The following is a 13,460-nucleotide window of genomic DNA, read 5'->3' on the forward strand; positions in this document are numbered from 1 at the left end:
GGCAGGCAGCCGCGGGGGCGGCCGCCATATGGAAGGGGTCGCTCATCTTGCCGCATTCAGCCTTGAAGCCCGTCGCCAACACTTTCTCGGGCGTGCAGTCGCGTGTCACCGGCCATGTCGCACCCGGGTTCGAACCCGTAGTCCAGGCTTTTGCTGCGCCGATCCAGGCCCGCGCCGCATTGGGAGCGGCCTGCACGATCTATCACCGCGGTGAGAAGGTGGTCGACCTCCAGGGCGGCTGGAAGGAAAAGTCGCGCACCGAGGGGTGGGACGACCGGACCGCTGCGCTCGTCTATTCGCTGACCAAGGGCCTCACCGGCATGGCTGCGGCCGTCGCAGTGTCGCGCGGCCTCTTCTCCTACGACGAGCCGGTCGCCGATGTTTGGCCCGAGTTCGCCGCGCACGGAAAAGGCCGGATGACCATCGGCGAAGCGCTGAGCGAGCAGGGCGGACTGGCCGCAATCGACTTCAAGCTGACGCTCGACAACATGGGCGACGAAGAGGCGATTTGCGCGGCTATCGCGGCGCAGAAGCCCAATTGGAAGCCGGGCGAGCACTCGGGCAACCACGCCTATTCTCTCGGCTGGATTGCCAGCGAGCTGATCCATCGCCGCGATCCGCAAGGTCGCAGGCTCGGCCGCTTCTTCGCCGAGGAAGTCGCAGGACCGCTTGGCGTCGACGTGTTCCTTGGGCTGCCCGATACATTCAATCGCGACCGTCTCGCACGGATCGAGGGGTTCCACATGCAGGACCTCTTCATCCGCCACACCACCATGCCGTGGCCACTCACCTTCGCCATGTGCCTGCCGGGCACGCTCGCGTTCCGCACGCTCAACAATCCGCTCATTCTCGAAGGGCCGGGCGCACTCGATTGCGAGGAGTTCTGGCGGATCGGGCAGGGCGGCGCGGGCGGCATCGCGTCTTCCGCAGGGCTTGCCGCGATCTACCAGGCATTCGCTGAGGGCGGCGAGAAACTGGGCATCACTCCCGAAGTCATGGACTACCTCAAGCGAGGGCACGCGCATCCGAAGAAGGGCCTGCGCGACGAGGTGCTGACAGCCGACATGTATTATTCGCTCGGATTCGAAAAGCCGTTCGACGAATGGGAATTCGCCCGCACCCGCAGCGCCTTTGGCAGCTTCGCAGTGGGCGGCTCGCTCGCGTTTGCAGATCCCGATGACGAGGTCGCTTACGCCTGGATCACGAATACGCTCGGCACCGGCAAGTGGGACGATCCGCGCGAGAAGATCGTCCGCGATGCTTTCTACCGCTGCCTGGAGACCATCGCGTGAGCATCGCGCAGATCGTCCTCTCGGACCTCCATCTCGGTGCGCGCGACAGCCTGCTGACCCATGTAAATGGCGCGGACGAAATTGCCGACGGCCCTTCCGAGGTTCTCGCCAGCTTCGCCAATGCGCTGCGCGAAACCTTGAAGGATGACGAGAAGCCGCAGCTGGTCCTTCTCGGCGATGCGCTCGACCTCGGCCTGTCGCCTTTCGGTGACGTGTCGAAGAGCTTCCTGCAACTGATCGACGCCTTCTTCGCCAAGGACGGGCGCGAGATTTTCAGCCGCGACATCGTCTACATCGCGGGCAATCACGATCATCACCTGTGGCGCATGGCGCAGGATCACTGCTTCATCACCGAGGTGATGGACGGCAACATCCCGGGCGACCTCGAACACATCACCACCATCACTGGCACGCCCAGGCATCGTTGCCGAATGATGGAATCGCTGATCGCGCACCGCCCGCATCTTGCAGGGGCGCATGTCCACATCGCCTATCCCAACTGGGGCATTGCCGACCGCCAGCGTGGTCGTGCTGTGGTCATGCATCACGGCCACTATCTCGATTCCATGTACCGCGCGCTGTCCAACTTCCGCGGCTTCCTCGAAGGCAGCGAACCGCGCCCCGCGACGATGCACGAACTGGAGGAGCAGAACGGTCCGTGGATCGACTTCCTCTGGTCCGATCTCGGCAGCGCCGGGCAGATCGGCGGCGAGGCAGGTACGCTCTACCAGACCATGCTGAGCGCAGGCGCGAGCCACGACATGGCCGAAGCCATCGCGCGCCGCGTGACCGGCGGGCTGCATTCGAAACTCGGCATAAATCCGAAGATGGAACTGAAGTACGGCATCACGCTCGACAATCTCATTCGCGCCGGCGTCGACCTGACCGCAGGCCGCGGTGCCGAAAAGCAGCGCGAAGGCTATCGCCACGTGCTGGGCGAGGACGAGATCGACGATATCGGCTGGTATCTTTCGACCCCGCTGGCCGCGGAGCTGCGCGAGGAATTGGGCGAGCTTCCGCGTGAGGTGCAGTTCGTCTTCGGCCATACGCACAAACCGTTCCAGGACGAGCTGATGGTCGATGGCTACGATCTGCCAGTCGGCGTATTCAACACCGGCGGCTGGGTGCTCGACGAGCCGGGCCTCATGCGGGTGCAGGGCTGCGCCGCGATGCTCGTTTCGGACGAACTCGAAGTCGCATCGCTGCGCCTGTTCAACGATCCGGTCGACGGGGTGATGAAACCGGTCCGCGTAGAGGGAAGCGGGCGCGAAACGAAGCTGGTGGGAGAGGCCGCAGCGGCGGTCGAGGCAGCCTCCAGCCACTGGGCCGAATTTTCCCGCGCCGTCCATGCGCGCATCGACGAGGAGGGCGACAAGCGTGTGCGCGACTTCCTCGACAAGTCCAACGACATGCGGGAGGCCGCAGAGTGACCCGGCAGAAGCGCATCGCGAAACCGCTCTCGCAGGCGAAGAAGCACTACACCGCCATTGTCATCGGCTCGGGCTATGGCGCGGGCGTCGCCGCCAGCCGCCTCGCGCGTGCGGGACAGGATGTCTGCGTGCTCGAACGCGGCAAGGAATTCCTGCCGGGCGAATATCCCGACAAACTTGCAGACGCGCAGGGCGCGATGCAGTTCAACGCCAAGGGCGGCCGGATCGGCGAGCCTGACGCATTGTTCGAAGTCCATGTGAACGATGACCAGTATGCGCTGGTCGGCTGCGGGCTCGGCGGGACTTCGCTGATCAATGCCAATGTCGCGCTCGAGCTCGACAAGCGCCTGCTGGACGAGGCCCACTGGCCCGCCGCGTTCCGCGAGAACCGCGAAGAAATCGACGCCTATTATGAGCGCGCACGCGAAATGCTCGCGCCCAATCCCTATCCCGAAAGCTATCCCGCTCTCGGCAAGCTGGATGCGCTCGAGCACTCGGCAAAGGCGATGGGCAAGCGTTTCTACAAGACGCCGATCAACGTCACTTTCGAGGACAAGACCAACCGCTTCGGCGTGCCGCAGCCGGCCTGCACCAATTGCGGCGACTGCGTTTCGGGCTGCAATGTCGGCGCGAAGAACACGACGCTGATGAACTATCTCCCCGATGCTGCGAACCACGGGGCCGAGATATTCACGCAGGCGAAGGTGCTGTGGATCGAGCGTGACGGCGAGCAGTGGCGGGTCCACCTGGAAGCCAACGGCAAGGATGCCGCAAAGGGCCCTTCGAGCATTACTGCCGACCATGTCGTCCTCGGCGCGGGCACGATCGGGTCGACCGAGATCCTGCTCCGCTCGCGCGAACACGGCCTGCCGCTGTCGAAGCGATTGGGCGAAGGCTTCTCGGGCAATGGCGATGCGCTCGGCTTTGCCTACGACAGCTACTTCAAGGCGGAGAAGCAGGGCGACGTGCTCACCGCACAGCCGATCCATGCGATCGGTGTCGGCGCGAGCGATGTCGCCAAGGAGGCCTATCCCGGTCCCTGCATCACCGGCGTGATCGACATTCGCGATACCAGGGACGTGACCAAGGGGCTGGTTATCGAGGAGGGCGTTGCTCCCGGCATCATCGGCATGGCGCTGGCACCGGCCTTCTTCTTCGGCGAGGCGCTGGCGGACAGCTTCACGCGTTTCGGCATGGACCAGGTGAAACCCCGGCTGCTCGATGCGAAGTCGATGGGCGAAGCCTTCCAGACCGATCCGGGAAGCATCGGCGAATGGGCCTACAAGGGTCCGATGGCGCGCACGCAGACCTATCTCGTCATGAGCGTCGACGATTCCCACGGTCAGTTGAAGCTCGAGAACGACCGGATCACGATCAGCTGGCCCGATGCGGGCAAGCAGGACACTTTCGGCCGCGACGACGATCTCATGCGCCAGGCGGCAGAAGCCATCCAGGCGCAGTATTTCTCGGATCCGATCTGGAACGAGCAGATGGGCCGCAAGCTCATCACCGTCCACCCGATCGGCGGCTGCGGCATGGGCGACGATGCCAGCAGCGGCGTGGTCGACGACACGTGCCGCGTCTTCTCCGGCGAGAGCGGAACCGAGGTGCACGAAGGCCTCTATGTCTGCGACGGCGCGGCGCTGCCCGGTGCAGTAGGAGTAAACCCGCTTCTCACCATCACTGCCGTTGCCGAACGCGCGCTCGAAAAGATGGCGCAGCGCAACGGCTGGTCGATCGACTACACCCTCGGTGCCGAAGGGCCTCTGCCCGAGCCGGTCGAGGACGATTGCGAGGTCGATGACGAACCCTTCGAGATCGACTTCGGAAGCAAGCTCGAACTGTCGGTCGCCAAATGGGTGGCGGGCCACGCCATCGATCCGGTGTCGCGCCAGATCGAGGCCGCTGCCATGCATTTCGAGAACGGTGCGGTGGATGAAGGCAAGCAGGCCATCCGCAAGCTGGTGAAGGAGCATCCCGAGGCGATGAGCCCCGGCCTTTCCTTCACCGAGACGATGGCTGGCCACATCAGCGCCACCGGCTGCCACCACAAGCCATGCGACCATGCCGAGCGCATTCGCGACGACTATGCGAATGGCGCTGCATGGGGCCGCGCGGAAGGCAGCGATTGCAGCTTCCTGCTCACCGTGACGACCGAGAATCTCCACCGCATGATCGAGGAGCGCGAGCATCGCTCTGCGATCACCGGCAGCGTGCTGGTGAGCGCGATCTCGACAGAGCCACTCGAGGTGCGCGAGGGCACCTTCCGCCTGCTGGTCGCCGATCCGGGCAAGCCGGAAAGCTGGAAAATGCTCTACGACATGGTACTGGAAGGGCCGGACGGCCCGATCCACTTCCATGGTTTCAAGACGCTCCAGCAGCGCGGCAAGTCCGATCCCTGGACCGATCTCACCACGCTATTCGTCACTTTGCGCCACGGGGAGGACGAGAGCGGCGAGCTGATCGGTCGCGGCGTTCTCAAGCTCGGCGTCAATGAATTCATGCGCCAGCTGACGACGATCGAGGTGCATGACGCAGACACGCTGGTCGGCCATGTCGTGAACCTGATCCCCAAGGCAAAGAAGGCGATCGAGACCTATTTCACGGCGAAGTACGCGGGCTTCTTCGCCATGACCGTCTTCCGTGCCTATGGCGGGATGCTGGCGACGCTGAACGACTTCCCGAAGAGTGATTTCGAGAGCTACGTTCCGCGCGAAATGCGCCTGCCGCCGGCAGAGAGACACATCGTGCCGACCGGCGACGGAGTGAACATCGGCCTCACCCGCTATCGTGGCGGCTCGCGCGGCCCGCTGGTGCTTGCGCCGGGATTCACGGTCCGCGCATCGAGCTTCGCAACGCCGACGGTCGACGAAAACCTGACCGAAAGCCTCGTCGCCAAGGGATACGACGTGTGGCTGTTCGACTATCGTGCCAGCAATGATGCGGGCAACGATGTCGAACGTCCGCCCGAATTCACGATCGACGATATCGCGCGCTACGACTGGCCTGCGGCAGTCACCAAGATCCGTGAGACCACCGGAGCGGACAGCGTGCAGGCGCTCGCGCATTGCGTGGGTTCGATGAGCCTGCTGATGGGTATCGGCGCCGGCCACGTTTCCGGCGTGCGATCGCTGATCAGCTCGCAGCTGACGCTCCACCCGGTCACCGACTGGCTCAACTATCTAAAGGCCGATCTCGGCGTGGCTGGTGCGCTCTCGCAGATATCGCTGCTCGACGGGCATCTCGACTTCGTGAGCCAGGGCAGCGAGACCGACTACGAGATCGACGCCGTCGCCTACCAGATCCCGATGCCTGACGGGCAGGAGTGCAAGAACCCGACCTGCCGCCGCGTATTCGGCGTGTTCGGGCCCAGCTGGGATCACTCGCAGCTCGGCCACGACACGCACAATGCGCTCGGCAGCATGTTCAGCCGTGTTGCGCTGAAGCCGTTCGAGCAGCTCGGTGCGATCATGCACGAGGGTCTCGCCGTCGATTCAGAGGGAAGGGCTGTCTACACATCGCCAGAAGCTGCGCGACGCCTCGCGCTTCCGATCAGCTTCCTCTCGGGGGCGACCAATCGCATCTTCTATCCCGAGAGCGGACAGCGCACGCGCATGTGGCTCGCCGAGCACAATGGCAAAGACCTCTACCAGCAGCGCGTGGTCCCGAACTACGGCCACATGGACCTGTTCATCGGCTACAACGCGCACCGCGATGTCACGCCGGTGATCCTTGAACAGCTGGAATGGCTCGACGCGCAGGAAGCAGGCGTATCGCAGGCTGCATCCGGCTAGGGGACTGTTGCACTATTGCCACTCAGCTTGATGCGGTGCGGCGAGCGCCCTCGCATACGATTGCGCAAAGGCCAGTCGTATGCATTTCTGTTCGTCCAAAGGGAGGGCGTTCTCGGCAATAATCTGATAATTCCCATCGAGGCGCCGTGTGGGAGAGAGAGAATATGAGGAAGTTTCTGCTGGCGAGCAGCGCGCTCGCGATCGGTCTTTCGGTGCCCGGCGTAGCCTTGGCGCAAGAGGCCGAGGAAACGCCGCAGGCCGGTGAAGAAGGCCAGGAAACCACGGTTGAAGAGACTACGGGTGCGCAGACGATTATCGTGACGGCAACCCGCCGTGCGCAGGACATCCAGGAAGTTCCGCTGGCCGTGACCGCAGTCGGCGCGGAGACGCTGGAGCGCCAGGGCGTCGTCAACGTCCAGGAAATCACGCAGGTCGCCCCCAGCTTCTCGACCTCGAATGCCCAGCTGGCTTCCGGCTCCGTCGTGCTGCGTATCCGCGGCGTGGGTACCACCTCGAACAACATCGGCTTCGAAAGCGCGGTCGGTATCTTCATCGACGGCGCTTACCAGTCGCGTCCGGGTGTTGCCCTTTCCGAGTTCGTCGATGTCGAGCGCGTCGAAGTCCTGCGCGGACCTCAGGGCACGCTGTTCGGCCGCAACACCTCGGCCGGCGCCCTCAACATCACCAACAACCGCCCCGACCTCAACGAGTTCGGCGGCTTCGCGAACGCAACCTATGGCAATCGCAACCTTCTCAGCGTCCAGGGCGCGATCAACGCGCCGCTGGTCGAGAACACTCTCGCGCTGCGTCTGACGGGTGCCTATCGCGAGCGTGACGGTTACATCACGCTGCAGGATGCAACCGGTGCAGAGATTGGCGAATCCAACGGCGCCGACCAGTACCTCATCCGCGGCCAGCTCGGTTTCGAGACCGAGGGTGGCATCCGCGGCCGCATCATCGGCGACTACACTGAAAGCACCGCTCCCTTCGGCGCGGCGCTCGAAGTGCTGCAGTCGCCCGTCGAGACTGCCGGCCTGTTCGGTCTAGTAGGCCTTGGCGCGCGCGGCGGCATGTCGGGGCCTGAGGTTGCGACGAGCCCGTTCGACCGGACGACAGGTCAGGCTGCCGTTGATTCGCGTATCGCATCGGTCAACTTCGAACCGATCACCGAGGTCGACCAGTGGGGTGTCACCGGCGAAATCGAGATCCCGCTCGGAGACAGCGCCGACATCGTCTACATCGGCAGCTACCGCGAATATAACGCCCTCGAAGCATACGATTCCGATTTCTCCGGCATCGACGTGTTCAATGTCACTAGCAACGTGACGGAGATCGAGACGATGACGCACGAACTGCGCATCCAGGGCGATGCGTGGGACGGCCGTCTCGAATGGCTGGTCGGCGGCTACTATGCCGAGGAAGATATCGCGCAGGCGGCAAGCTTCGAGCTGGGCGAAGACTACGGCGAGCTCATCGGCGCGCTGCTGTTCGGTCCCACCGGAGGTGCGCTCGGCCCGAACCCGCTCACCGTCTTCTCGGGCGGCATCGATCCGGCTGGCACGACCAACACCAACCTCTATTCGCAGAACAGCACCAGCTGGTCGGTGTTCACGCACAATACGCTCGAGGTGGCAGACGGGCTGAAGCTGACGCTTGGCCTCCGCTATTCGGACGAAAGCAAGGATGGTGCCTTCGCACAGGGTAACAACAGCAACACCCTGTGCCCGGCCATCCTCGGTGCGATCGGTGCTGGTGCGGTGCCCGCTCCGCTGATCAACACGATCTTCGGAACGGGTTGTTTCGCCTTCACCGCACCTGCGGACCTTCCGGCAGCGGCGGTATTCCCCCTGCCGCGGACATTCGCGGATACCTTCGAGGACAACGAGCTCATCTACACCGGCAAGATCGCCTATGAATTCGATGCTCCGGTGAACGTCTACGCAAGCTTCACGCACGGCTACAAGGCCGGCGGCTTCAACCTCGATTCAACGGCAGCGGCCGGCGGTGCCGACCCGCGCTTCGCCTCGGAAGAGGTCGATGCCTACGAAGCAGGTCTGAAGGCGCAGGCTCTCGATGACGCGCTGACCCTCAACGTGGCCGTGTTCCACGAGGAGTTCAGCGACTTCCAGGTCCTTGAATTCACCGGTGCGCAATTCACCACCTTCAACGTGCCGCGCGCACTGACCACCGGTGTCGAGATCGAGACCGTGTGGCGTCCGTCGGCCAACCTCACCTTCAACGGCGGCCTGACCGCGATGAACGCGCGTTATCCCGACGATTGCGCAGGTGACCAGACCTCGCCGAACGTGCTGGCGCTGTGCGGCAATTCGCTGACGAACGCGCCGGACATCGTGGCCATCATGGGCGCGACCTACGAGAGGGACCTCGGCAACTACCTCGACTTCTTCCTGACCGGCCAGATCCGCATGGAAGATGATCGCCGTACGTCGACGCAGGCGGTGGATCCCTCGAACCTCGCGGCGGCCATTCCGGTGCCGTTCGATGTCCAGGACAGCAATGCCAAGATCAACCTGCGCGCCGGTATCGGTGCGCAGGACGACAGCTGGGCGCTGGAAGTCTTCGCCAACAACCTGACGAACCAGATCACCCGTGCGGTGACGTTCAACACGGTGCTGCGTTCGGGCTCGCGCTCGGCCTTCATCCAGGAACCGCGGAGCTACGGCATCACCCTGCGCGGCGCCTTCTAAGGCATCGCCCGACCTGACAGAGGGGCCGCTCGCCGACGGCAGGCGGCCCTTTTTATTGCCTAGTGCGAGGGCTGCGACTAGGCAGGCGCCATGAACGATACAGCACAACTGACAGGTCGCCCCGTCATTTCCTCCACCGGCCTTTTCACGCCGGAAGAGAGCATCACCAACGAAGAGCTTGTCGCCAGCTTCAATGAATATGTGCGCCGCCACAACGCAGAGAATGCGGCGGCAATCGAGGCAGGCGAGATGGAACCGCTGTCCGAAAGCTCGGTCGAATTCATCGAGAAGGCGAGCGGCATCAAGGCGCGCCACGTCATGGCGAAGGAGCCGGTGCTCGATCCCGAAGTCATGGCCCCGCGCTGGCCCGCGCGCTCTAACGACGAGCTTTCGATCCTGGCCGAGATCGGCGTGAAGGCCGCGAGGCAGGCGCTCGAACGTGCCGGCCGCGATCCGAAGGATGTCGACGCGGTCCTGTGCGCCGCATCGAACATGGAGCGCCCCTATCCGGCGATGGCGATCGAGATCCAGCAGGAGCTGGGCATCGACGGTTTCGGCTTTGACATGAATGTCGCTTGCTCGTCCGCCACCTTCGGCATCCAGACTGCAGCGGACTACATCCGCGCCGGCAACGCCAAGAGCGTGCTGGTCGTCAGCCCCGAGATTACCAGCGGCCACCTAAACTGGCGCGACCGCGACAGCCATTTCATCTTCGGCGATGTCGCGACCGCGGTGTTGGTCGAGGACGAAGCGGTCGCTCCGGCGGAACACTGGGACATCCTCGGGACCAAGCTCAAGACAGTGTTCTCGAACAACATCCGCAACAACTTCGGCTTCCTCAACCGCGCCTATCCGGAAGATGCGGGCGGACCCGACAAGCTCTTCGTTCAGGAAGGTCGCAAGGTCTTCAAGGAAGTGGTGCCGATGGTCGCGCAGATGATCGTGGACGAGGCCGAGCGGCTCGATCTAGATCCGCAGGGCCTGCGCCGCCTTTGGCTGCATCAGGCCAATACCGGTATGAACCGCCTGATCGCTCACCGCGTGCTCGGCCACGAGGCGAACGAGGACGAGAGTCCGACGGTGCTGGACACCTATGGCAACACCTCGAGCGCGGGCTCAATCATCGCCTTCCACCTGCACAGCGAGGACCTCGCCGAAGGCGATGTCGGGCTGATCTGCAGCTTCGGTGCCGGGTACTCTGCAGGTACGGTTTTCGTGCGCAAGACGGCCTGAACGGCTTGTGAGGGGCGAATCGAGCGCGTAAGCCCGCGGCATGGCAGGTGACCTACTCGACAGTCAGGGGCGGGGCGAAGTCTTCTCGACCCTGCCGCGCATCCATCCGGAAGGGCGCAAGTTCGGCATCGCCGCTTTCGGGCTTTCGCTGCTTTTCGCGCTGTTCGCGTGGGAGACGCTCGCCTGGCCGATGGCTTTCCTTTCGCTCGGCATTCTCGCGTTTTTCCGCGATCCCGATCGTGTCGTGCCGCAGGACGAGCGTTTTATCGTCTCGCCCGCCGACGGAACCGTGGCCCAGATTACCGAAGTCGATGCACCGCACGAACTCGTCGTTGACGATGGCAGCGGGACCGAGGGGCTGGCTCCCGGGCCTGTGACGCGCGTTTCGATCGTCCTTTCGATCTTCGACGTCCACATCAACCGCACGCCCATCTCGGGAATGGTCCGCCGTCTCGTCTACATCCCGGGCAAGTTCATCAATGCCGATCTCGACAAGGCCAGCGAAGACAACGAGCGCCAGCTCATCCTCATCGAGCGTTCGGACGGCGTGAAGGTCGGTTTCGCCCAGATCGCGGGACTGATTGCGCGTCGCATCGTGCCGTTCGTGAAACCGGGCGATACGCTGGGCGTTGGACAGCGTGTGGGCATGATCCGTTTCGGAAGCCGCGTGGATGTTTACCTGCCGCGCGGCACCGGTTCGAAAGTCATGCTGGGCCAGAAGGTTATCGCAGGAGAGACCGTCATCGCAAAGATCGGATCGCAGCCGTTGCTCGAGGGAGTTTCGCAATGAGTACGCAGGATGCCGATCCGCATCGCCAGTACGAAGAGCGCGCGCGGCTTGGGCCCAAGTCGGCCGAGGATGAAAAGCCGGTCATGGGCAAGTCGCGCGGTCTGTCGCTGCGCGCAATGGCGCCCAATGCGATTACTGCGGCGGCCCTGTGTTCGGGCCTCACCGGCATCCGGTTCGCGATTTCGGAACAATGGGCTGCGGCCGCGGTGGCGATCATTGTCGCTGGCCTGCTCGACGGAATGGATGGGCGGATTGCCCGCGCACTCAATGCCCAGTCGCGCTTCGGCGCCGAACTCGACAGCTTGGCGGATTCGCTGAGCTTCGGCACCGCTCCGGCAATCATTATTTATCTCTGGTCGCTTTCGGCAGAGCCGCGCCTCGGCTGGTTCGCTGCCCTTGCGCTCGCGATCTGCTGCGCGCTGCGCCTTGCCCGTTTCAATGCCCAGATCGACATGCAGGAGCAGCCGCACAAGTCGCTCGGCTTCCTTACCGGCGTGCCCGCGCCGATGGGGGCAGGGCTGGCATTCATGCCCTACTACCTCTGGGCTGCGACCGACCTCGACATTTTCCGCGCACCGGAGCTGGTCGGTCCTTGGCTGATTGCCGTGGCGCTGTTGATGATCTCGAGCATGGCGACGCCAAGCTGGACGTCGCTGCGTCCGCGGCGCGGCATTCGCTTGTGGGTGCTTGCTTTCGTGGGGCTGCTGTTTGCAGCGCTGCTCGTCGAGCCCTGGTGGACGCTGAGCGTGATCGGGATCGGCTACCTTGCCCTGCTGCCGTTCACGCTGCTCCGCTATGCGAAGGTCAGGCGGCGCGCTGCGTCGAGCGCCGAATAACCTGGCGGGCGCGGGGGGCACGCGCGAAGCCCAGGCTGCATTCCTGAAGGATCACCGGACGCTGGCCGACGGGGGCGCTTGCGTAGCCGCGGTTCATGCGCTGCCGCAGCATGCCGAAAGCGGACCACCACCGCAGCCCGCTGTCGGCAAGCACTCCGACCGCCGTCAGCGTGGCGAGGGTGAAGACGGCAATGAGGAACAGTGCGAACATCTCGATCATCTCCTTACCCGCCTGCCTGTGCACAAGGCTGTTGACAGCCGGGGTAAATTTACGGGAAAACCCCTAATGCCCACCGGGTGTTCCGGCGATGAGAACAATGTTCTCGTTTTGTTCCGGTGTGTCAAGCCCTTTTTGCGGCCGGATTCCCTTTTTTGTCGGTGAATTGAGTCTGGATTTCTCCGGAAAAGGCCACTATGTGCGCGCCGTTCGCCACAGAATCGGCCAATTCGGGCCATTTCGAAGGGCGGGCAAATCCACATGGAAGGCGCTCATACCGGTGCCCGATCGCGGGAAGCTCCGCATCACGGGTTCCAGCCTTCCAGAGGTACAACCGGAAAGGAAATGACCATGGCGGCTCCTACCGTCACCATGCAGCAGCTGATCGAGGCCGGCGCACACTTCGGCCACCAGACCCACCGTTGGAACCCGCGCATGAAGCCGTACATCTTCGGCGCGCGCAACGGCATCCACATCATCGACCTGTCGCAGTCCGTGCCGCTCTTCGCGCGCGCTCTCGACTTCATCAGCCAGACCGCACGTTCGGGCGGAAAGGTGCTGTTCGTCGGCACCAAGCGCCAGGCGCAGGACCCGATCCGCGAAGCAGCGCTCGCTTCGGGCCAGCACTTCGTCAACCACCGCTGGCTGGGCGGCATGCTCACCAACTGGAAGACGATCTCGCAGTCGATCAAGCGCCTCAAGACGCTCGAAGAGCAGCTCTCGGGCGACACCGGCGGCCTGACCAAGAAGGAAGTCCTCCAGCTGACGCGCGAGCGTGACAAGCTCGAGCTTTCGCTCGGCGGCATCCGCGACATGGGCGGCATCCCGGACATCATGTTCGTGGTCGACGCCAACAAGGAAGACCTCGCCATCAAGGAAGCCAACGTGCTTGGCATCCCGGTGGTCGCGATCCTCGACACCAATGTCGATCCGAACGGCATCGCATTCCCGATCCCGGGCAATGACGACGCTGCCCGCGCCATCAAGCTCTACTGTGACGCCGTTGGCGAAGCGGCCCGTTCGGGCAAGGGCGAAGGCGTGACCGACAGCGGCGCAGACGTCGGCGCGATGGAAAATCCGCCCGAGGAAGCTGCGGCCTAAGGCCCAATCGTTCCGGCGGGCGCGCCATGCGCCCGTCACATTACGAGGCTACGCGCCGG

Annotated in this window: 9 protein-coding genes; 8 read left to right on the forward strand and 1 reads right to left on the reverse strand. The window is 63.8% G+C overall.

Annotation, left to right across the window (positions count from 1 at the left end):
• Window positions 1-47 precede the first annotated feature (47 nt).
• The 7 genes from K3163_RS05575 (at window position 48) to K3163_RS05605 (ending at window position 12,083) form a co-directional block, all read left to right on the forward strand.
• Complete coding sequence (locus tag K3163_RS05575) at window positions 48-1,292, forward strand: serine hydrolase domain-containing protein (RefSeq protein ID WP_247712466.1); 1,245 nt, start codon at window positions 48-50, stop codon at window positions 1,290-1,292.
• The gene (locus tag K3163_RS05580; protein ID WP_221553442.1) at window positions 1,289-2,722 is read left to right on the forward strand and encodes a metallophosphoesterase; all 1,434 of its coding nucleotides are present in this window, start codon (window positions 1,289-1,291) and stop codon (window positions 2,720-2,722) included. The genes K3163_RS05575 and K3163_RS05580 overlap by 4 nt, the downstream gene beginning before the upstream one ends.
• The gene (locus tag K3163_RS05585) at window positions 2,719-6,516 is read left to right on the forward strand and encodes a GMC oxidoreductase (protein WP_221553443.1); all 3,798 of its coding nucleotides are present in this window, start codon (window positions 2,719-2,721) and stop codon (window positions 6,514-6,516) included. Before K3163_RS05580 ends, K3163_RS05585 begins: the two co-directional genes overlap by 4 nt.
• Window positions 6,517-6,680: 164 nt before the next feature.
• On the forward strand, window positions 6,681-9,224 hold the full coding sequence (locus tag K3163_RS05590; RefSeq protein ID WP_221553444.1) for a TonB-dependent receptor: 2,544 nt from the start codon (window positions 6,681-6,683) through the stop codon (window positions 9,222-9,224).
• 90 nt (window positions 9,225-9,314) lie between these two features.
• Window positions 9,315-10,457, forward strand: coding sequence for a beta-ketoacyl-ACP synthase III (locus K3163_RS05595; RefSeq protein ID WP_221553445.1), 1,143 nt, complete (start codon window positions 9,315-9,317; stop codon window positions 10,455-10,457).
• Window positions 10,458-10,497: 40 nt separating this feature from the next.
• Window positions 10,498-11,247: a phosphatidylserine decarboxylase gene (locus K3163_RS05600; RefSeq protein WP_221553446.1), complete on the forward strand. Its 750-nt coding sequence runs from the start codon at window positions 10,498-10,500 to the stop codon at window positions 11,245-11,247.
• Window positions 11,244-12,083: a CDP-alcohol phosphatidyltransferase family protein gene (locus K3163_RS05605; RefSeq protein WP_221428832.1), complete on the forward strand. Its 840-nt coding sequence runs from the start codon at window positions 11,244-11,246 to the stop codon at window positions 12,081-12,083. The genes K3163_RS05600 and K3163_RS05605 overlap by 4 nt, the downstream gene beginning before the upstream one ends.
• Here K3163_RS05605 and K3163_RS05610 read toward each other — a convergent pair.
• The gene (locus tag K3163_RS05610; protein ID WP_221553447.1) at window positions 12,052-12,303 is read right to left on the reverse strand and encodes a hypothetical protein; all 252 of its coding nucleotides are present in this window, start codon (window positions 12,301-12,303) and stop codon (window positions 12,052-12,054) included. The genes K3163_RS05605 and K3163_RS05610 overlap by 32 nt on opposite strands.
• Before the next feature lie 348 nt (window positions 12,304-12,651).
• On the opposite strand from K3163_RS05610, the gene rpsB reads away from it, so the two are divergent.
• Complete coding sequence (gene rpsB, locus K3163_RS05615; RefSeq protein ID WP_221428830.1) at window positions 12,652-13,401, forward strand: 30S ribosomal protein S2; 750 nt, start codon at window positions 12,652-12,654, stop codon at window positions 13,399-13,401.
• Window positions 13,402-13,460: the final 59 nt, after the last annotated feature.

Source organism: Qipengyuania xiapuensis (assembly GCF_019711395.1).
Taxonomy (GTDB): domain Bacteria; phylum Pseudomonadota; class Alphaproteobacteria; order Sphingomonadales; family Sphingomonadaceae; genus Qipengyuania; species Qipengyuania xiapuensis.

Coding starts and splice junctions, on each gene's coding strand:
- K3163_RS05595 (WP_221553445.1), top strand. CDS start 9,315: ATGAACGATACAGCACAACTGACAGGTCGCCCCGTCATTTCCTCCACC.
- K3163_RS05600 (WP_221553446.1), top strand. CDS start 10,498: ATGGCAGGTGACCTACTCGACAGTCAGGGGCGGGGCGAAGTCTTCTCG.
- rpsB (WP_221428830.1), top strand. CDS start 12,652: ATGGCGGCTCCTACCGTCACCATGCAGCAGCTGATCGAGGCCGGCGCA.
- K3163_RS05610 (WP_221553447.1), bottom strand. CDS start 12,303: ATGATCGAGATGTTCGCACTGTTCCTCATTGCCGTCTTCACCCTCGCC.
- K3163_RS05605 (WP_221428832.1), top strand. CDS start 11,244: ATGAGTACGCAGGATGCCGATCCGCATCGCCAGTACGAAGAGCGCGCG.
- K3163_RS05590 (WP_221553444.1), top strand. CDS start 6,681: ATGAGGAAGTTTCTGCTGGCGAGCAGCGCGCTCGCGATCGGTCTTTCG.